Annotated in this window: 20 protein-coding genes; 12 read left to right on the top strand and 8 right to left on the bottom strand. The window is 65.4% G+C overall.

The genetic code is table 11. The features are described 5' to 3' along the window. Positions 1–55: 55 nt before the first annotated feature. Positions 56–502 (bottom strand): DUF4307 domain-containing protein, encoded by a 447-nt coding sequence (locus tag IWX81_RS06180; protein ID WP_199280314.1) that lies wholly within the window; start codon positions 500–502, stop codon positions 56–58. A gap of 55 nt (positions 503–557) precedes the next feature. Here IWX81_RS06180 and mca point away from each other — a divergent pair, with 55 nt between their 5' ends. Continuing rightward, complete coding sequence (gene mca / locus IWX81_RS06175) at positions 558–1,451, top strand: mycothiol conjugate amidase Mca (protein WP_334593260.1); 894 nt, start codon at positions 558–560, stop codon at positions 1,449–1,451. Beyond that, positions 1,448–1,783, top strand: a complete 336-nt coding sequence (locus tag IWX81_RS06170; RefSeq protein ID WP_199280312.1) for a hypothetical protein — start codon at positions 1,448–1,450, stop codon at positions 1,781–1,783. Before mca ends, IWX81_RS06170 begins: the two co-directional genes overlap by 4 nt. Here the strand turns inward: IWX81_RS06170 and trhA are convergent. Continuing rightward, positions 1,764–2,513 carry a PAQR family membrane homeostasis protein TrhA gene (gene trhA / locus IWX81_RS06165; RefSeq protein ID WP_199280311.1) on the bottom strand — a complete coding sequence of 250 codons (750 nt, stop codon included), beginning with the start codon at positions 2,511–2,513 and terminating at the stop codon, positions 1,764–1,766. The genes IWX81_RS06170 and trhA overlap by 20 nt on opposite strands. A gap of 64 nt (positions 2,514–2,577) precedes the next feature. Between trhA and IWX81_RS06160 the strand changes: the two genes are divergently transcribed. From IWX81_RS06160 to IWX81_RS06140, 5 genes are all read left to right on the top strand, one after another. Then, positions 2,578–3,363, top strand: a complete 786-nt coding sequence (locus tag IWX81_RS06160) for an isoprenyl transferase (RefSeq protein ID WP_334593256.1) — start codon at positions 2,578–2,580, stop codon at positions 3,361–3,363. Next, positions 3,360–4,481 carry an aminotransferase class V-fold PLP-dependent enzyme gene (locus IWX81_RS06155; protein WP_334593254.1) on the top strand — a complete coding sequence of 374 codons (1,122 nt, stop codon included), beginning with the start codon at positions 3,360–3,362 and terminating at the stop codon, positions 4,479–4,481. Before IWX81_RS06160 ends, IWX81_RS06155 begins: the two co-directional genes overlap by 4 nt. Positions 4,482–4,699: 218 nt before the next feature. Continuing rightward, positions 4,700–6,028 (top strand): PhoH family protein, encoded by a 1,329-nt coding sequence (locus IWX81_RS06150; protein ID WP_334593354.1) that lies wholly within the window; start codon positions 4,700–4,702, stop codon positions 6,026–6,028. A 70-nt stretch (positions 6,029–6,098) separates the two neighbouring features. Next, on the top strand, positions 6,099–6,860 hold the full coding sequence (locus tag IWX81_RS06145; RefSeq protein WP_199280308.1) for a fumarate hydratase: 762 nt from the start codon (positions 6,099–6,101) through the stop codon (positions 6,858–6,860). 92 nt (positions 6,861–6,952) lie between these two features. Further along, the gene (locus IWX81_RS06140) at positions 6,953–7,495 is read left to right on the top strand and encodes a prepilin peptidase (RefSeq protein WP_199280307.1); all 543 of its coding nucleotides are present in this window, start codon (positions 6,953–6,955) and stop codon (positions 7,493–7,495) included. On the opposite strand, the gene IWX81_RS06135 is transcribed toward IWX81_RS06140, so the two are convergent. The 5 genes from IWX81_RS06135 to xseA form a co-directional block, all read right to left on the bottom strand. Continuing rightward, positions 7,492–8,850, bottom strand: coding sequence for a class II fumarate hydratase (locus IWX81_RS06135; protein ID WP_442977632.1), 1,359 nt, complete (start codon positions 8,848–8,850; stop codon positions 7,492–7,494). The genes IWX81_RS06140 and IWX81_RS06135 overlap by 4 nt on opposite strands. Before the next feature lie 131 nt (positions 8,851–8,981). Then, positions 8,982–9,578, bottom strand: coding sequence for a carbonic anhydrase (locus IWX81_RS06130; protein WP_199280485.1), 597 nt, complete (start codon positions 9,576–9,578; stop codon positions 8,982–8,984). A gap of 68 nt (positions 9,579–9,646) precedes the next feature. Continuing rightward, positions 9,647–10,276 (bottom strand): DUF4245 domain-containing protein, encoded by a 630-nt coding sequence (locus tag IWX81_RS06125; RefSeq protein WP_199280306.1) that lies wholly within the window; start codon positions 10,274–10,276, stop codon positions 9,647–9,649. A gap of 10 nt (positions 10,277–10,286) precedes the next feature. Further along, positions 10,287–10,511, bottom strand: a complete 225-nt coding sequence (locus tag IWX81_RS06120; protein ID WP_199280305.1) for an exodeoxyribonuclease VII small subunit — start codon at positions 10,509–10,511, stop codon at positions 10,287–10,289. 9 nt (positions 10,512–10,520) lie between these two features. Then, positions 10,521–11,780, bottom strand: coding sequence for an exodeoxyribonuclease VII large subunit (xseA, locus tag IWX81_RS06115; RefSeq protein ID WP_199280304.1), 1,260 nt, complete (start codon positions 11,778–11,780; stop codon positions 10,521–10,523). Between the two features lie 107 nt (positions 11,781–11,887). Here xseA and IWX81_RS06110 point away from each other — a divergent pair, with 107 nt between their 5' ends. The 4 genes from IWX81_RS06110 to IWX81_RS06095 are packed head-to-tail and all read left to right on the top strand — an operon-like array spanning position 11,888 to position 15,871. Next, positions 11,888–12,973: a 4-hydroxy-3-methylbut-2-enyl diphosphate reductase gene (locus IWX81_RS06110; protein ID WP_199280484.1), complete on the top strand. Its 1,086-nt coding sequence runs from the start codon at positions 11,888–11,890 to the stop codon at positions 12,971–12,973. After that, positions 12,966–13,466, top strand: a complete 501-nt coding sequence (locus IWX81_RS06105; RefSeq protein ID WP_199280303.1) for a DUF6264 family protein — start codon at positions 12,966–12,968, stop codon at positions 13,464–13,466. Before IWX81_RS06110 ends, IWX81_RS06105 begins: the two co-directional genes overlap by 8 nt. A 40-nt stretch (positions 13,467–13,506) precedes the next feature. Next, positions 13,507–14,733: a sensor histidine kinase gene (locus IWX81_RS06100; RefSeq protein ID WP_199280302.1), complete on the top strand. Its 1,227-nt coding sequence runs from the start codon at positions 13,507–13,509 to the stop codon at positions 14,731–14,733. After that, a complete protein-coding gene (locus IWX81_RS06095) occupies positions 14,720–15,871 on the top strand; it encodes a hypothetical protein (RefSeq protein WP_199280301.1) in 1,152 nt (383 codons plus the stop codon). Before IWX81_RS06100 ends, IWX81_RS06095 begins: the two co-directional genes overlap by 14 nt. A 45-nt stretch (positions 15,872–15,916) precedes the next feature. Here the strand turns inward: IWX81_RS06095 and fbaA are convergent, their stop codons facing one another. Further along, positions 15,917–16,942 (bottom strand): class II fructose-bisphosphate aldolase, encoded by a 1,026-nt coding sequence (gene fbaA, locus IWX81_RS06090; protein ID WP_199280300.1) that lies wholly within the window; start codon positions 16,940–16,942, stop codon positions 15,917–15,919. Between the two features lie 174 nt (positions 16,943–17,116). Between fbaA and glpX the strand changes: the two genes are divergently transcribed. Further along, entirely contained in the window at positions 17,117–18,103 is a 987-nt protein-coding gene (glpX, locus tag IWX81_RS06085; RefSeq protein ID WP_199280299.1) for a class II fructose-bisphosphatase, read from the top strand. Positions 18,104–18,107: the final 4 nt, after the last annotated feature.

Genomic DNA, 18,107 nt, shown 5'->3' with positions numbered 1-18,107 from the left:
CCTGAAAAAAAGGAACCGGCCGTTCCCGGCCGGTTCCGTGCTGAATCTACCCAGACTAGGTGAGCCAGCAGCGGTAGATCAACCCGGTGACGGCCAGCTCGGTCGTGAGCACGCGTTCGGTGAAGACACGGGTGATCTGCGTGGATGCCGGCACATCCACCTCTTTCCAGCCCACGATGGCGAAGGTCGAGTTCAGTGCCTGCACGGCGCACCGGGCAGCGGTTCCCGGCGGGGCGGTGAACTCCCACGTGACATCCACCTCGCTGTCACTGACGATCGTGTGCCGGGCGTCGACGGCGCTGAACTGTGCGTTGGGAGCCCCGACGAGCCCGCCCCAGATGGCCCAGGCGACGAAGACCACGGTGAACGCCGCCGCCGTGATGATCCCGATGAAACGGTTGCGCCTCGACGATGACGTCGAGCGCCCGTATCGTGCATCGAGCGAGGCCGCGGTGGTCGCGGCCTTGTCGTCGGTGACGACGGGTGACTCAGGTTTCGACACGCACGACTCCAGTAGAATTGGTACCTCAAGGCTAGAGGCACAACCTAGGAGTTCGGTGACACGTCGACTGCTCGCAGTACACGCTCACCCTGACGACGAGTCGAGCAAGGGTGCGGCGACCTACGCTGCGTACGCGAAGAGTGGCGCGCAGGTGGTAGTCGTCAGCTGCACCGGCGGCGAACTGGGTGATGTGCAGAATCCGACTCTCGAACCGATGGCCATGGCCGAGCGGGATATCGCCGGGCTGCGCCGCAGGGAAATGGCCGGCGCGCAGGCGTTGATGGGAGTCGAGCATCGCTGGCTGGGGTACCGGGATTCCGGACTCCCGGAGGGCACGCTCACCGACGAGGGCCCCACCGAGCCGCTGCCGGCGAACTGCTTCGCCCTCGTACCGCTCGAGATCTCCGCAGAACCGCTCGTGCGCATCATCCGTGAGGTGAAACCCCAGGTGCTCGTCACTTACGACGAAACCGGGGGGTACCCGCATCCTGACCACATCCGGTCGCACGAGATCTCGATGTACGCCTGGGAGGCCGCGGCAGATGCCGCCCGGTATCCGGAGCAGGGCCCGGCCTGGCGCATCCCGAAGGTCTACTACGACCGCATCTTCAACTCGAACAGGGTGTCGAAGATGATCGAGGTCATGGAGGCCCAGTCGCATTCCGGCCTCGACGGCATGAAGGAGCTTCAGGGCTGGATGGGGGAGCGACCGTCCCTCGCCACGAGCCACATCCCCGTCGGCGACTTCCTCGATGTGCGGGATGCCGCGCTGCGCTCCCACGCCAGCCAGGTCGCACCGGACAGCCCCTTCTTCTTCTGGCCGAACGACGTTCAGCGTGAGGCGTGGCCGTTCGAAGACTTCCAGCTGGTGCACTCGACGGTGGAATCACCGTTGCCCGAGAGTGACTTTTTTGCCGGCATCGATCTGACTGATGAGGATTCACCATGACTATCTTCGATTCGCTAGCGACGGTCTGGGCCGACACCACACCGACGCCGCTTCCCGCGTACGAGGGCGATGTCAACCTGATCACACCCGGCGTGGTCGGGTTCGCCGTCACGTTCGTGATCGCGATTGCCACGGTGCTGCTGCTCGTCGACATGACCCGCCGTGTGCGCAAGGTCCGCTACCGCGGCGAGATTCGGGAGCAGCTCGCGATAGAGCAGGCCGAGCAGGCGCTCGCCGCCGCTGATGCAGAACCGGGGTTACGCCCCGGAGTAACGCCGGCGGGCCGACCGTCGCCCGAGGGCGACGTCCCCCCTAAAACACCGGCGGGTTAGTCGCGACGATGAAGATTCCTGTCCAGTGCGACAGGAATGCGAGCAGCGTCAGGGTGTGGAAGATCTCGTGGAATCCGAAGACACCGGGCACGGGGTTGGGCTTCTTCAGGCCGTAGATCACGGCGCCGACCGTGTAGAAGACTCCTCCGACGAGAATCAGCGTCATCATGACGGGCGCTGAGGAGTAGAAGTCGAGAATGAACGCGAACGCGGCGTAGCTCAGCAGCAGATACAGCGGCACATAGAGCCACCGCGGAGCGCCGATCCAGAAAATCCGGAACAGGATGCCGAGGCCGGCGCCGATCCAGACCAGCCAGAGCAGCACCGCCGACTTCTCCGGCGGCAGGGCCAGCACGGTGATCGGCGTGTACGAACCGGCGATCAGCAGGAAGATGTTCGCGTGATCCAGTCGCTTGAATATCGCCTTGACCTTCGGGCTCCAGTTGATGCGGTGATACAGCGCACTCGTCCCGAACAGCAGCAGCGAGCAGATGAAGAACACCGAGGTGCTCGCCTTCGCGGCCGGTCCGTCTGCTGCCACGACGAGGATGATGCCCAGCACGATTGCGAGCGGAAATGTGCCGGCGTGAATCCATCCACGCCAGGTCGGCTTCTTCTCGATGGCGTCATAACTGATGGCGTCGTCGAGGAGCGGAAGATTCGGCAGATCCGCTGCTGGTTCGCCCTCTGAGGGGTTCGCTGGCGCGGAATCTGGGCGGTTCACGGTCATTGCGCCAGTGTACGTGAGCGGCAGTTCCTCAGGCTGCACGCCCACTTTGGACTAGCGTATGCATGTGAAAGACCGCCAGAACACCCTTGGTCGAGGCTTTCTGTATGGCCTCTACCAGAACCGTTTGCGCCGCTTCCTCGAGGGTGGCACCCTGCCCCACCACGTAGCGATGATCATCGACGGCAATCGCCGCTGGGCGAAGCTCCGCGAGATGGAGACTGCCGCACACGGCCACCGTGCCGGCGCCGCCAAATACCGTGAGTTCCTGGAGTGGTGCGACGATCTCGGCATCTCGGTCGCCACCCTCTACCTGCTTTCCACCGACAACCTGACGGGTCGCACGACCACCGAACTCGACGGGCTGTTCGAGATCATCGGTGATCTCGCCGAAGACCTGTCGCACTTCAGGGACTGGCGCATCCAGCACGTCGGATCGACCGATGGGCTGCCGGCCGGCCTCGTGGCGCAGCTCACCGCGGCGGCCGAGCGGACGACGTCGAACACGGGACTGCACGTGAACCTCGCCATCGCCTACGGCGGGCGCCGGGAGATCTCCGATGCGATGCGCAGCATCGTCCAGACGCACGAGAACGAGGGCGGTACCCTCGACGCTCTCGCCGAGATCCTCACCCCGGAGCTGATCGGCGAACATCTCTACACGGGCGGACAGCCCGATCCCGATCTGGTCATCCGTACGTCGGGTGAACAGCGGATCAGCGACTTCATGATCTGGCAAAGCGCCCACAGCGAGTTCTACTTCGTCGAAGCACTGGGACCTGACCTGCGCGAGGTCGACTTCCTGAGGGCTTTGCGCGACTACTCGAGACGTCACAGGAGGTTCGGCCAGTGACCACGCCCCTCTCGATGGTCGAGTTCAGAGCACGGTTCGACGAAGAACCCGGCTATCTCGACTTCGCCAGGAGGGCGCCGGTCGGCGCGACCCCTCTGGCCGAGGAATACGCGCTGATGAGCATGCTCGCCAGGGCAAGATACGGTTCCCTCTCGATTCTGGAGGAACAAGACCTGCGCGTCCGTGAGGCCGTCTCGGCACTGACCGGCTTCGGGGCTGACCAGATCGTGTTCCAGCCCAACACGAGCCAGGGGCTCATGCACGTCATGTTCGGACTCACCGGCAGGGTCGCCGTCAGCCCCGCCGAATTTCCGAGCAGCCCGTTCGCGATCACGCGGGCCGAGAAGGCTCTCGGAGTCGCGTCCCCACTGTGGCTCGAGACCGATCACGGTCGCGTGACCCCGGGCAACCTGCGCGACCAGCTCACTGACGACACGGTCGCCGTAGCGATCAGCATTGTGGACTTCAGGACCGGATACTTCGCCGACCTCGAAGGCATTCGCGAGGTCATCGGAGATCGCCTGCTCATCGTCGACGCCATCCAGGGCTTCACTGTCGTGGATGCACCGTGGGCGTTGGCTGACGTCGTGGTGTCTGGCGGCCAGAAGTGGGCACGCTCCGGATGGGGCACCGGTTTTCTGGCGCTGAGCGATCGCGCCGCCGAGCGTCTCGTCCCCGTCTTCTCCGGATTCTCCGCCACCGATGCGGAGGGCATGCCGCTCGACGAGGTGCCACCGCCGACCAGGGGTGCAGGCGCGTTCGAGGTGACCAACCCCGATCCGATCGCGCAGGCGAGATTTGCCAGTGCGCTCGAGGAGATCGCCGAGGTGGGTGTTCCCGCGATCAACGCCGCCCTCGCACAGAACACGGCGAGGGTCATCGCGCTCGCTGACGAATTCGCGCTCGAGATCGTCTCGCCCCGCGATGATCCGGAGCGCGCGGGCATCGTCGTGATCAGGCCGCCAGCAGAGCGGATGACCGCATTCACCGCTGCTCTCCACAATCACGGAGTCTCGGTCACCACGAGGCAGGGCACGGTGCGGCTCAGCCCCCACGTCACGACCGACGACGAGACCTTTGACATGCTTAGGGCCAGCCTCGTCGCATATTCGGTCTGACGCCCAAGATTTACCTGCAGGACACATTCTGGTGGCGTGTCGATTCGCGGCGCACGGTCGCGAGCGTTTAGCGTCAGATCTATCAGGCACGGCGCCTGGTCGAGGCGGCCATGTAAGTTCGCTTCGTAACTCCATGGCCGTCTTCGCAGACTGGATCCGGGCGCACAGCGCTCGGGGATGGAGTGCACGTGGCCGAGCTAACCAACCCGACGTCGAAGCTGAACGAGTCGCGAACGGGAGGCTCTGGCACATCCCAGCTCGAGCGCACCTACGTTCTCGATACCTCGGTTCTGCTGTCGGATCCGAAATCGATCTTCCGATTCGCCGAACACCATGTGGTGCTCCCGGTGATTGTGATTACCGAACTCGAATCGAAACGGAACGATCCCGAGATCGGCTACTTCGCCAGGCAGGCGTTGCGCAATCTCGATGAACTCCGCGTGAAGCACGAACGCCTCGACTTCCCGATCGCCGTCGGTGATGGCGGATCGCTGCGGGTCGAGCTCAACCACTCCAACATGTCTGTGTTGCCGTCGGGGCTCCAGCTCGGAGACAACGACTCCCGGATCCTCGCTGTCGCGCTGAACCTGGCCAACGACGGACTCGCCGTCACCGTCGTCTCGAAGGATCTCCCGTTGCGTGTGAAGGCGGCATCCATCGGGCTTGCCGCGGAGGAGTACCGGGCAGAACTCGCCGTGGATTCCGGGTGGACGGGCCAGCAGGATATCGACCTGTCGTCGGGCCAGATGGCCCAGCTCTATGAGAACGAGTCCCTGCATTCGCGGGTGATCGAAGACCTTCCCGTGAACACGGGACTGATCATCCACTCCGATCGCGGTTCGGCTCTCGGCCGGGTCTCGGCGAGGGGCGAGATGAATCTCGTGCGCGGAGACCGGGACATCTTCGGGCTGCATGGCCGGTCGGCCGAGCAGCGACTCGCCATCGACATGCTGCTCAACCCCGATATCGGCATCGTCTCGCTCGGCGGTCGTGCGGGAACGGGAAAGTCGGCGCTCGCCCTGTGTGCGGGTCTCGAGGCCGTGCTCGAGAAGCAGCAGCACCGCAAGATCATGGTCTTCCGGCCGCTCTATGCTGTGGGCGGCCAGGAGCTCGGGTTCCTTCCGGGTGATGCCTCGGAGAAGATGAACCCCTGGGCCCAGGCGGTGTTCGACACTCTCGGTTCGGTCGTGTCGCAGAATGTGCTCGACGAGGTGCTCGATCGCGGCATCCTCGAGGTGCTGCCCCTGACCCACATCCGCGGGCGGTCGCTGCATGACGCGTTCGTGATCGTGGATGAAGCCCAATCCCTCGAGCGCAATGTGCTGCTCACGGTGCTCAGCCGCATCGGCCAGAACTCCAGGGTCGTGCTCACGCACGACGTCGCCCAGCGCGACAACCTGCGGGTCGGCCGCCACGATGGGGTCGCCTCGGTGATCGAAACTCTCAAGGGCCACTCCCTCTTCGGGCACATCACGCTCACCCGATCCGAACGTTCCGCGATCGCCGCTCTCGTCACCGATCTGCTCGAGTCGAACGAACTGGCCTGATTCGAGCCTGACCCTGCGCGCCGCAGGGGTCGCATTATCCGATTCACAGAAGACCGCATAGGGTCTATTTGTGAGTTGGGTAATCGGGGCCCTTGCGGTGACGTTGGGGATTGTGTTCCTGTGGGGACTTTTCGCACCGCGGTCACAGTGGCGAACCCTCTCGGCCTGGCTCGTATCGAACCCCGGTGCCCATGAGCCCAGCGGTGCGGCCTATGGATGGCGACGATTCCTGTCCGGCGTGGGTGTGCTCGGCCTGCTGGTCGTCGCCGGTTCCGCCTATTCCGCCGATCTTGCCCGCCAACCGCGGCCAGGGCCTCCCGTGACCGCCGTTGAGCAGATGTGGGGCTCACCGACTCCCACCCTCGTGGATCGGGCGGTCAGCCCGCTCGACGCTCCTCCGGCGGGATTCGTCGACGAGCCCATCCTCGGGTTCCAGCGTTTCGACGACGGGCGACCGGAGTATCTGCGGGCGCTGTCCGCCTTCTCTATCCTCGGTGATGCGAACATGCCCGGATATGTCGGTTCTCCGGGTGATGGCACGGTGAGCCCGGTCGGCGCATCCAATCTCGTGGTAAATGTGCGGGGACCGCTGCTGTGCATACCGCGACAGGTCGTGGTGCTCGAGTCCGAGACGGCGATCCAGATCGCTGTCTACTACGGGCTCCGCGATCCGCTCACCGGGGCGGCGCCCGATCATGTTGCAGGCTGCCCGCTGGAGGGAGTGGTGACCAGTTCCGTGCTGATCCCCATCGAACTGTCGGGGCCCGTCGGCGAGCGGGTCGTGCAGAACCTCGCGGGCAACGCCGTTCCCGAGGTCGCTGTCGTCGAGTAGGGCATCCGCTGTCAGGGCATTCCGAGCGTGTGGCCTTCCGCGCCTGTGGAATTCTCGCAGGATGCCGGCGGCTCCCGCGCTAGCTTCTGGGGATGACCACGGCCTCCCCGGTGTTCGCGCGCTCGACCCTGTGGCAGATACCCGCCGCGGTCGCACTCGCTGTCGCCGCGGTGCTCCTGGTGGGCACGGGCCCGCAATCCCTGCCGCTGCTGTATCTCGCGGCCATCACCCCCGCGTTGTGCGAGTCTGACCTGCGTCATCACCGGCTGCCGAACCGACTCCAGCTGCCCGCCTACCCGGTAGCGGCCGTTGCTCTCGGCATCCAGGCCGTGCAGTCGTCGCAGTTCCCGCTCGTGGCAATTCTCTCCGGGGTCACCTATCTCGCGTTCATGTTCGCCCTGAGCGTCGCGGGCGGCATGGGCATGGGCGATGTGAAGCTCGCCGGAGCGCTGGGACTGTCGGCAGGCATGCTGGGGCTCGATACGGCGATTGCGTCGCCCGTCGTGGCATTTCTGGCCGGAGGGGTCGTGTCCGTTGTCGTCCTTGTCGCCGGGCGCGGCCGGCGGGGCATCCGCATTCCCTTCGGCCCGTTCATGCTCGCGGGCTTCTGGGTTGCCGTGCTGCTCGAGCGCTAGCCGGGGTGGGTCATCGACATGACGTCGAGGGCCACGTCCAGCTGTTCGAGCGTCACTTCGCCGCGTTCGACGAAGCCGAGGTCGATCACGGCCTCACGCACGGTCAGGCCGGCGGCGACGGAATGCTTCGCGATCTTCGCTGCGGCCTCGTAGCCGATGATCTTGTTGAGCGGAGTGACGATCGATGGTGACGATTCGGCCAGTGCGCGGGCGCGGTCGAGGTTCGCCTCGAGGCCATCGATGGTCTTATCGGCGAGTGCTACCGAGGAGTTTGCCAGAAGGCGGATCGACTCGAGCAGCGCGGTTCCCATCACGGGGATGGCGACGTTCAGTTCGAAGGCTCCGGATGCCCCGGCCCACGCGATCGTCGCATCGTTGCCGATGACGCGGGCGCCGACCATGAGCACGGCCTCGGGGATCACCGGATTGACCTTGCCCGGCATGATGGATGATCCCGGCTGCAGGTCGGGGATGCTCAGCTCGCCGAGACCGGTGTTCGGCCCCGATCCCATCCAGCGCAGGTCGTTGCAGATCTTGGTAAGGGACACCGCCAGCACACGGAGCGCGCCGGAGGCCTCCACGAGACCGTCTCGAGCACCCTGCGCTTCGAAGTGGTCGAGAGCCTCGGTGATGGGAAGGCCGGAATCCTCAGCGAGAACGGCGATGACGCGTTGCGGGAAACCGAGAGGGGTATTGATACCCGTGCCGGTGGCCGTGCCACCGAGGGGCACTTCGGCGACCCTGACGATGGTCGAGTTGACGCGCTCGATCCCGAGGCGGATCTGGCGGGCGTAGCCCGAGAACTCCTGGCCGAGGGTGACGGGAGTCGCATCCATGAGGTGAGTGCGGCCGGCCTTGACGGCGTCTTTCCAGAGCTCGGCCTTGACGTCGAGAGAGGAAGCGAGGTGCTCGAGAGCGGGGATGAGGTCGTGGAGCAGAGCGCCGGTCACGGCGAGGTGCACCGAGGTGGGGAACACATCGTTCGACGACTGCGACATGTTGACGTGGTCGTTGGGATGCACGTTCGCGCCGAGCGAGGTGGTGGCCAGATTCGCGAGCACCTCGTTCATGTTCATGTTCGAGGACGTCCCACTGCCCGTCTGGTACGTGTCCACCGGGAACTGGTCGTGGTGCTCCCCAGCGATCAGCGTGTCGGCGGCGGAGACGATCGCGGCCGAGATGCCGCCGTCCAGGATGCCCAGCTCGGCATTGGCGATGGCCGCCGCCCGCTTGATCCTGGCCAGCGCCACGATCTGCGCGGCCTCGAGGCCGGAGCCGGAGATCGGGAAGTTCTCGACCGCACGCTGTGTCTGCGGGCCGTACAGCGCATGGACCGGCACGAGCACATCGCCCATGGTGTCGTGTTCGATTCTGAACTGTCCGTCTGGGGTGGTGGGGCTGCTCACGGCGCTGTGTCGACTTTCTCTGTGGGCCGCCCTGCTTCGGCGGCCGATCGTACCTGGTAGGTAGTGCGAGGGGCGGAGAATCAGACCATGCCGACGATGATGTCGGGAACTGCCTTGCCTTCGAGCAGCCGGTAGTTCGCTCCCACCACTGCAAGAGTACCCGCGGCAACGGCGTCGCTGATGAGTTCCGAGTTCTCGAGCAGGTCGGCGATGGTGTCACGCAGGTGCTCGCGGCCGACATCCTGCGAGTCGATGGCATCGAGGTCGAGAACGCCGGAGGTTCCACCGACCCTGCGCACGGCGGGGACGATTTTCGAGATCAGGGATTTGATGTGCGGGGGAAGCTGGGGTGCCTCCGCACCCTGGGATTCGATGGCGGCAAGCACAGCGCCACAGCTGTCATGGCCGAGCACGACGATGAGCGGCACATCGAGCACACTCACGGCGTACTCGAGCGAGCCGATCACCGAATCCGAGATGATCTGTCCGGCGTTTCTGACGACGAACAGGTCACCGATGCCCTTGTCGAAGATGATCTCGGCGGCGAGTCTGGAGTCGCTGCACCCGAAGAGTGCTGCGTGCGGCGTCTGCTGGCCGACAAGTGCTTCCCGCCGTTCGACATCCTGTCGAGGATGAAGCGGCTCACCCCGAACGAAACGCTCGTTGCCGCGCACCATCTCTTCCCAGACCTTTGCCGGGGTGCGGCGCGATTCAGGTATGGCAGTATCTGTCACTGTCGAGTTGGTCACTGCTGCGTCAACTCGGCGGCGAGTGCCGTGGCGAGGGCTTCGAATTCGGACTGTTCTGCCGTTCCATGGAGCACGATGGTGCTTCCTCCCGATGTCGTGGCAAGAGAATACGCGAAATTGCCTGGCGAGCTTGAGTCGCGCTGATCGTACTCGGTCCAGGTAACACCATCGATGTCGATCGAGCCTGTTTCCGTCGAGTTGTTCAGAACCGCCGCCTCCCAGGTGGGGTTGGCGTCGATCCCCTGGTTGAGCGCGATGAACTGTGTATCGGGCGTCACGAATCCGATGTACCAGGTGGGCACCTGCTCGCGCGATTCGAATCGTGCGGCATTGGCCGTCCAGCTGGGGGGAAGCGCGGGCGCCAGCAGCGGCTCTTCGCTGTTGACCTGTGCCTGGCTCGCGACCGTGACGTAGTCGATGGATTCAGCCGGCGCCGGTGCCGGCCGAACGACGACGATGATCAGGAACGCGACGATGGCGAGCGACGCGATAGTGGCGCCGACGAGGTTCAGCGCCGTCTGGTTGGCGCGATGCTTGCGGGAGTTTTCCGCCTTGCGTGCTGCGGTCTCATCGGGAGTTTCCGGCCTGCCGAGTTCGGCGACGATGGCGGGTTCTTTTTGAGCCATGGTTCGCAGCCTATTCGGTCGTCGTGGTCGAGCTGCGAGCGGCATCCAGCCTGGCTCTCGCCCCGATGAGCCACTCCTCGCAGCGGGTGGCGAGAGCCTCGCCGCGTTCCCACAGGGCCAGTGATTGCTCGAGACTGGATGACCCATGCTCGAGCTCGCCGACAACGCGGATCAACTCGTCACGCGCCGCCTCATAGCTGAGGGCGCTCACGTCATTCTTCGGTTCGGCAGCCACGATTTCAGTCTATCCGCGACCGGAGTCGCTGGCTTCGCCGCTGGACTTCTGTGCGGTGATCGGTGCTTCGGTGACTGTCGCAGCGAGCCTGCCGACGGCGACCGTGAGCACCAGTCGTGTGCCTTCCGGTGCGACCGCGGCGTCCCTGACCGCTGTTCCGTCGGGGAGCTGCGCGATCGCGTAACCACGCTCGAGAGTGCGCTGGGGGGAGAGGGCCCGCAACTGGCCGGTGAGTTCGGCGACACCGGTGTGCGCCCGCTCGAGTCGTCGCTCGATCAGCTCGTGGCTCCTCGCGACGTATCGCGTGAGCTCTTCCGATCTCGAGTCGATCATCGAGACGGGGTTCGCCAGTACGGGTCGTGACCTGAGCGCTTCGAGCCTGTCGACCTCCGTCGAGATGCGCTGCGTGACGCGCAGCCGCATTCCGCTCCTGGCCTGCTGCACCCGCGCCAGTTCGTCGCTGACGTCGGGCACCACGCGCTTGGCGGCATCAGTGGGGGTGGATGCCCGCAGGTCAGCCACATCGTCGAGCATCGGCCGGTCCGCCTCATGTCCGATCGCGCTCACCAACGGTGTCGAGAGAGCCGCGGCCACGCGCAGCAGGGACTCGTCACTGAACACGAGCAGGTTCTGGAAGTCACCGCCGCCGCGCGCCACGATGATGACGTCGACCTCGGGGTCGGCATCCAGAGTCCTCATGGCCGAGATCACTTCGCCGACGGCCCGGTCGCCCTGCACCGCAGCATGGACGACCCTGAACCTGACGGCAGGCCAGCGCAACTGGGCGTTGCGGAGCACATCTTTCTCAGCGTCGCTGTCTTTTCCGGTCACGAGGCCGATGCAGCCCGGCAGGAAAGGTAGCGGCCGACGGCGGTCGAACAGCCCCTCCGCGCTGAGCTTCTGCCGAAGTCGTTCGAGGCGCTCGAGAAGGTCGCCCAGCCCGACGTGCTTCATCTCGAACACCTGCATCGAGAGCGTTCCGCCCTTGACCCAGTAGTTCGGCTTGACGAGCGCGACGACCCTGTCGCCCTGCTTCAGGTCGGCCGGCAGCCGGGATTTGACCGTAGACCAGATGGTGAACGAGATGGTCGCATCTTCGTCGACGTCTTTGAGCTTGCCGTAGACGTTTCCGCCAGACACCCCCCACTGGGTGATCTCTCCCTCGACCCACGCGGTGCCGAGTCGTTCGATCCAGCCGCGGACTTTGCCAGCGAAGACCGCGACCCCCCAGGGTGCGTCGGCCGTGGGCGGGGGAAGCTCGATCGACATGCTGCCAAGGGTAGCTGGCGGCGCCGACGCCCGAACGCTCCCAGCCAGCCACCGGTAGAATCGCCTGTGTGACTACCATCTCGAACGGCAATGTCTCGGATCTCGAGATGCCGCGCATTCCTGTACTGCGCAACCGGCTGGAAAACCGTCCGGTGGCTGGCGGCAAGCGCGTGCTTCTCGCGGCACCGCGGGGATACTGCGCCGGAGTCGACCGCGCGGTGATCGCCGTCGAGAAAGCTCTCGAGAACTTCGGTGCGCCCGTGTACGTGCGCAAGCAAATCGTGCACAACATCCACGTCGTGACGACCCTCGAGCAGAAGGGCGCCATCTTCGTCGACGAGGTCGGCGAGGTCCCCGTCGGCGCCCACGTCGTGTTCAGCGCCCACGGCGTATCGCCCGCTGTCGTCAAGGGTGCCGCCGATCGCGAGCTGCAGACTATCGACGCGACCTGCCCGCTCGTCACGAAGGTGCACAGGGAAGCCACCAGATTCGCCAGGGACGACTTCGAAATCCTCCTCATCGGCCACACCGGCCACGAGGAGGTCGAGGGCACGATGGGACACGCGCCGGAGCGCACGACTCTCGTCACCAGCCCGGCCGACGTCGCCAACATCGTCGTGAAGAACCCCGACAACCTCGTCTGGCTCTCCCAGACCACCCTCAGCGTCGACGAGACGATGGAGACGGTCAGACTGTTGCGCGAGAGGTTCCCGACCCTGCAGGATCCGCCGAGCGACGACATCTGTTACGCCACGCAGAACCGCCAGGTCGCGATCAAGAAGGTGGCACAGGATGCCGACCTCGTGATCGTCGTCGGCAGCGCGAACAGCTCCAACACGGTCAGGCTCGTGGATGTCGCGCTCGAGTACGGTGCGGCAGCCGCCTACCGCGTCGACTACGCGAGCGAGATCCGGCAGGAGTGGCTCGACGGCGTCAACACCGTCGGGGTCACGAGCGGGGCATCCGTGCCGGAGGTTCTCGTTCAGGAAGTGCTGGACGACCTCGCGGACGCGGGCTACGGCGACGTCAGCCAGGTCGTGACGGCCGAGGAGGACCTGATGTTCTCCCTGCCGAAGGAGCTGCGCAAGGATGCCGCGGGCAATCCGGATGAACGAGCCCTCGGTGGCCGCATCCGGCAGCTCGACTGGCAGAAGGCCGCCATCGCCTCGGACGACGTGGTCGTCAATGACTGACGACCGACCCAGGCCCAAATACGGCGAGTACGCGCCGGCGGGGAGCATCCCGATCGCCCCCACCCCGGCCGAAGTGGCCCTCCCGGCGGCCCCCGACCAGCCTGTCGAACCCACTCGCAAGCGCCGCACCTGGGACGTGGCCCTCACGACCGCCCTCATGCTCGTCGGTGTGCTCGACGTGGTCGGGTCGTTCGCACGATTCGGCGAGCTCGCCCCGATCCTGCGCGACCTTTTCGAACAGCAGGGCATCGGCACGTTTACGAGCGACCAACTCGCCGCCGACATGGGCACCGCGATCAACGTGGCGAGAGTTGTGGTGCTGGTGGTGGGTGTCGCGGGCGGACTGTGGAGGCTGAGACGCAACAGGATCGCATTCTGGGTTCCCCTCTCTGCCGGCGTGCTCGCTTTCGTCATCGTCTGCGTCTGCCTGCTGGTGGTCGTTATATCCGATCCGGCGTTCGCGGACTACGCTATGCAGCAGTCCAGCCCCTAAGGACCAGCCCCTAACAACCTCCGACGAGCAGGAATGAGCCGTGAGAGTTGCCGTCCTGCCCCGTGATGTTGCGGCGCGAGTGGTCTCCAGTGGGATCTCCCGCGGAGTGTGGGTGGTCAACGCCGTCAGCCTCATCCTCACCTTCCCGATCCTGGCCGAATTCGCCGTGGAGAACGGGCTGGTCGGTTCGATGCTCCTGCCGTTCCTGCTGCTTGGCGTTATGCTCACGATCGCCCTCATCGCGGCATGGAAGCCGACGGTGGGGCTCGCGCTGACCTTCCTCGCGGTGGGCTCGGTGTGTGCCGTCGCTTACGAACTGTCGCTGCTCGCGGCCTACCCGGCCTTCATCAGTGAGGCCTTCTTCGTGGTGAACAGGCCGGCAGTATCGCTCGTGATGATCGGGGCGATCAGCAGCACATGGATCACCGGCCTGCTGTGGACCTCCGTCGGGTTCATCGTGTCGTGTGTCGTCAGTGTTGTCGTCGCTCTCATCGGCGGGGTGCCCGTGGTCACGGGTGGGGGGCCGCTGCTGGCATTCCTGCTGTACGCGGTGGTCTATATGGTGCTCGGTGCCATCCAGCGCAGCCAGCGGCGGCTCGTGCCTGCCTTCGACGAGCTCGCGCGGGAGACCCTGCGGCTCACCGAGGAGGAGAAGCGGAGGTCCAGGACCTCAGCGGTGGTCCATGACACCCTCCTCAACGATCTCGCGCTCGTCATGAACGGTCCCGATCTGCTCGACAAGAGAATCGTCGATCGGCTCAGCGAGGATATCGAGACTCTCACGAGCGCGGAGTGGCTGCGCGCGACTGAGGGCACCGTCGTCGACGAATCCGATGCCGAGCTGCGCAACCAGGTGATGCTGATGGTAAGCGACCTGCAGTGGCGAGGGCTGACGGTTCATGTCACGGGCTCAGGCCAGGGCATCTACCGCATTTCTCCCGAGGTCGCCGCGACCATCGTCGATGTCCTCCGGGCCTGTCTTGAAAATGTGTTGAGGCACTCCGGTTCCGTGGTCGCTGACATCGACATCGCCTACACCGCCACCGATGTGACGATCGTCGTCAGCGACCAGGGAGCGGGATTCGACCCCGACGTCATCGCCGACGACCGGTTGGGTGTGCGTGTCGCCGTCATCGAGAGGATGACCGCCGCCGGCGGCACCGCGCGGATCTGGTCCTCGCCCGGAGCAGGGACGTCGGTCGTACTTTCTGCTCCCGTGCTCGAGATCGTCACCGCGCATCCGGAATCGACCCATGGCCACGCGTAGCGGCAAGCCGATCCTGTCGGCCCAGCATGTCGACCCGTTGAGCTGGTTCACGGGTCCGCTCGTGCCACTGTCGCTCGCGACCTTCGCTTTCGTCTATTCGACCATCCTGGTGATAGCAAACTGGGGCGTGTCGGAGCGGCCCTGGGTGCAGATCGTCGCCGTGCTGCTGTGTTCGAGCAGCGGAGTGATTGTGCACTCGGCCACGAGGCCCCTTCGGCAGCCGATCGGCTGGGAGATCAGCGCCCTGGCGATCGTGCCGTCGGTCGTCGGCATGTTGGTGTCTGCCGCTGACTATTCCCGCACCTCGCTGGCTGTCGAGTTCTGGTGGGCACCCGGTACTCTCGCTCTCGCGTTCGCCTCACTCGCGCCCTACATTTCGGCCCGGATGGTGCTGATCATCGGGGGAGTGGCGACCGTGGTCGCCGTCATCGGATCGGTGGCGATCCTGCACACCGGTTTCGAACGGTGGGGGCCGATCGGCATCGCGCTGGTGAGCGCCTACCAGCCGGCCCTCGGCCTTGCCGCCACAGCGGTGTTCTCCCACACGGTGGTCTCGACGATGTTGCGGATGCTGGAGAGTTCGTCTGGCCTGATGGTGGCGGGCCAGACCGTCAGGGACGAGGCCGCCATCGAGGCCGAAAAAGCCTCGGTCGCCCAACTCACCTCACGCGCCGTGCCGTTTCTGCAGTCGATCATTTTGGCGGGGCGGATCTCCGCGGCCGACCGGGCGCTCGCCGGGCAGCTCGCACGACGGTTGAGGGACGACCTGGTCACCCAGTCGAACATCAGCTGGCTCGACTCCATCGCGAGCGATTCACGACTCGTCATCGTCGACCCCGACCACAGGGCCCGGCGCCTCGACCACGCCCAGCGCGCGGCACTGCGGGGCATGCTGCGCGCCATCCTCGACACCCCTGGTACCGACAGGGGCTCTCTCATGGTCGAACTGCGTAAGGGGCCGGATGCCACGACCGCCGTGGGCGTCAGCCTCGACATGGCGCTACCGGAGGGCAGGCGCATCATGCACCTCGCGCCGCACTACCTGGCTTTGAGGACCGCGGTGGACGACCTCACCATCGACACGCGTGATCTGTTGCGCCTGTCGTTCACCGTCGACTCGAGTGATCGCACAAGCTGACCGCCCGGGCCGACCGCCACGGGCGGCCAGCCGGGCCGGGGACTGCTAGTTGCCGGAGTGACCGGCCGAGCCGAGCTGCCTGGTCGCTTCGATGACGCGCTGCGCCATGGCGGTTTCGGCGATCTTGCCCCAGGCGCGGGGGTCGTAGATCTTTTTGTTGCCGACCTCGCCGTCGACCTTGAGGAAGCCGTCATAGTTCTTCAGCACGGTGTCGGCGATCGAGCGGCTGAACGCGTACTGGGTGTCGGTGTCGATGTTCATCTTGATGACACCGTTTGCGACGGCGGTCGCGATCTCGTCGTCGGTGGAACCCGAGCCGCCGTGGAACACGAGGTCGAGCGGCTTGGCTGCGGTTCCGTACTTCGCGGCGATGCCGGCCTGGATCTCGCCGAGCAACTCCGGCCGCAGCTTCACGTTGCCGGGCTTGTACACGCCGTGCACGTTTCCGAAGGTGAGAGCGGCGATGTAGCGGCCCTGCTCGCCCATGCCGAGGGCTTCGACCGTCGCGATGACGTCATCCAGAGTCGTGTACAGGCTGTCGTTGATGTCATGGCTGACGCCGTCTTCCTCGCCACCGACCACGCCGATCTCGACCTCGAGGATGGAGTTGATCGCCTTCATGCGGGGCAGCAGCGTCCTGGCGATCTCGAGGTTCTCCTCGAGGGGCACGGCCGATCCGTCCCACATGTGCGACTGGAAGATCGGGTTGCGACCGGCCTTGACCTCGGCTTCGGATGCCGCGATCAGCGGTATGACGAATCCGTCGAGGGCGTCCTTCGGGCAGTGGTCGGTGTGCAGTGCGACGGTGACCGGGTAGTTCTTGGCGACCTCGGTAACGAAGGCGGCGAACGCGAGGGCGCCGGAGGCGCGGGCCTTGACGGTCTGGCCGGCGAAATAATCGGCGCCACCGGTGGTGACCTGGATGATGCCGTCGGAGCCCGCTTCGCTGAGCCCCTGCAGCACGGAGTTGATGGTGGACGACGATGAGACGTTGATGGCCGGGTAGGCGAACCCGCGCGACTTCGCCTTATCGAGCATCTCGGCGTACTGGTCTGGGGTTGCGACAGGCATTGTGGTCTCTCCTCGTACGGCACCGATCACCGCTCTGGTCCGGCTCGGGACGATTCTATCTACCCCTTTTGCGCGGCCGCGAACCACGCTGGCCGCTTCGGCTTGGGTAGGCTGGGGCCGTGCCGACCACCACCGGCGCGTCCCAGTCGACAGATCTCCACTAAGGATGCCCAGGTGAACTCAGAAACCGGAACGCTTTTTCTCCACCCCGACCGCAACCTCGCTCTCGAGTTGGTGCGCGCCACGGAGGCCGCGGCCATCCGCGCCGTGCCCTTCATCGGCAAGGGTGACAAGCTCGGCGCCGACGGCGCTGCGGTGGATGCCATGCGCAAGTTCCTCGGCACCGTCGACTTCGACGGACTCGTCGTCATCGGTGAGGGGGAGAAGGATCATGCGCCCATGCTGTTCAACGGCGAGCATGTCGGAACGGGCAATGGCCCGGCCTGCGACATCGCGGTCGACCCGATCGACGGCACCTCGCTGACGGCGTCCGGTCGACGCAACGCGATCTCCATGATCGCGGTGTCTGACCGGGGCAGCATGCTCGATGCTTCCACAGTCTTCTACATGGACAAGATCGTCACCGGTGCCGAAGGTCGCGGGGTCATCGACATCCGACTGCCGATTGCCGACAATATCCGCGCCTTTGCCGAAGCCAAGGGCAAGCCGGTCGACGAGATCGTGGTCGCCGTTCTCGACCGGCCTCGCCACGAACAACTCATCCTCGACATCCGCGCGACGGGTGCGGGCACGAGACTGATGCTCGATGGGGACGTTGCCGGGGGCATCAACGCGTGCCTGTACGGCACGCGGATCGACATGTGCGTCGGCATTGGCGGCAGCCCTGAGGGAGTGGCGACGGCGTGCGCCGTGAAGGCGATCGACGGCTACATGCAGACGATTCTGCACCCGCAGACCGACGACGAACGCCAGCGGGGAATGGATGCCGGGCTGCTCTTCGACCACGTCTACGACGCCGACGGGCTCGTCACGAGCGACAACACCTTCTTTGTGGCGACGGGGGTGACCGACGGCAACCTGGTCGGCGGCGTGAAGCGGCTCGGCCCGATCATCCGGACCGAAAGCATCGTGCTGCGTTCGCACTCCGGCACGATCCGCCGGGTGCACGCCGACCACCTCGCCGAGAAGTGGCTCGACTGAGTCG

Source organism: Salinibacterium sp. CAN_S4 (genome assembly GCF_015752305.1).
GTDB lineage: Bacteria > Actinomycetota > Actinomycetes > Actinomycetales > Microbacteriaceae > Rhodoglobus.
This window is presented reverse-complemented; position numbering and strand designations above follow the sequence as displayed.

Excerpts from the sequence above, each read along its gene's own strand:
- trhA (WP_199280311.1), bottom strand. The coding sequence starts at position 2,513 with ATGACCGTGAACCGCCCAGATTCCGCGCCAGCGAACCCCTCAGAGGGC.
- IWX81_RS06105 (WP_199280303.1), top strand. The coding sequence starts at position 12,966 with ATGACTGACGACCGACCCAGGCCCAAATACGGCGAGTACGCGCCGGCG.
- IWX81_RS06125 (WP_199280306.1), bottom strand. The coding sequence starts at position 10,276 with ATGGCTCAAAAAGAACCCGCCATCGTCGCCGAACTCGGCAGGCCGGAA.
- IWX81_RS06095 (WP_199280301.1), top strand. The coding sequence starts at position 14,720 with ATGGCCACGCGTAGCGGCAAGCCGATCCTGTCGGCCCAGCATGTCGAC.
- xseA (WP_199280304.1), bottom strand. The coding sequence starts at position 11,780 with ATGTCGATCGAGCTTCCCCCGCCCACGGCCGACGCACCCTGGGGGGTC.
- IWX81_RS06140 (WP_199280307.1), top strand. The coding sequence starts at position 6,953 with ATGACCACGGCCTCCCCGGTGTTCGCGCGCTCGACCCTGTGGCAGATA.
- IWX81_RS06170 (WP_199280312.1), top strand. The coding sequence starts at position 1,448 with ATGACTATCTTCGATTCGCTAGCGACGGTCTGGGCCGACACCACACCG.
- IWX81_RS06135 (WP_442977632.1), bottom strand. The coding sequence starts at position 8,850 with ATGGGCGATGTGCTCGTGCCGGTCCATGCGCTGTACGGCCCGCAGACA.
- IWX81_RS06110 (WP_199280484.1), top strand. The coding sequence starts at position 11,888 with ATGCCGCGCATTCCTGTACTGCGCAACCGGCTGGAAAACCGTCCGGTG.
- fbaA (WP_199280300.1), bottom strand. The coding sequence starts at position 16,942 with ATGCCTGTCGCAACCCCAGACCAGTACGCCGAGATGCTCGATAAGGCG.
- IWX81_RS06130 (WP_199280485.1), bottom strand. The coding sequence starts at position 9,578 with ATGGTGCGCGGCAACGAGCGTTTCGTTCGGGGTGAGCCGCTTCATCCT.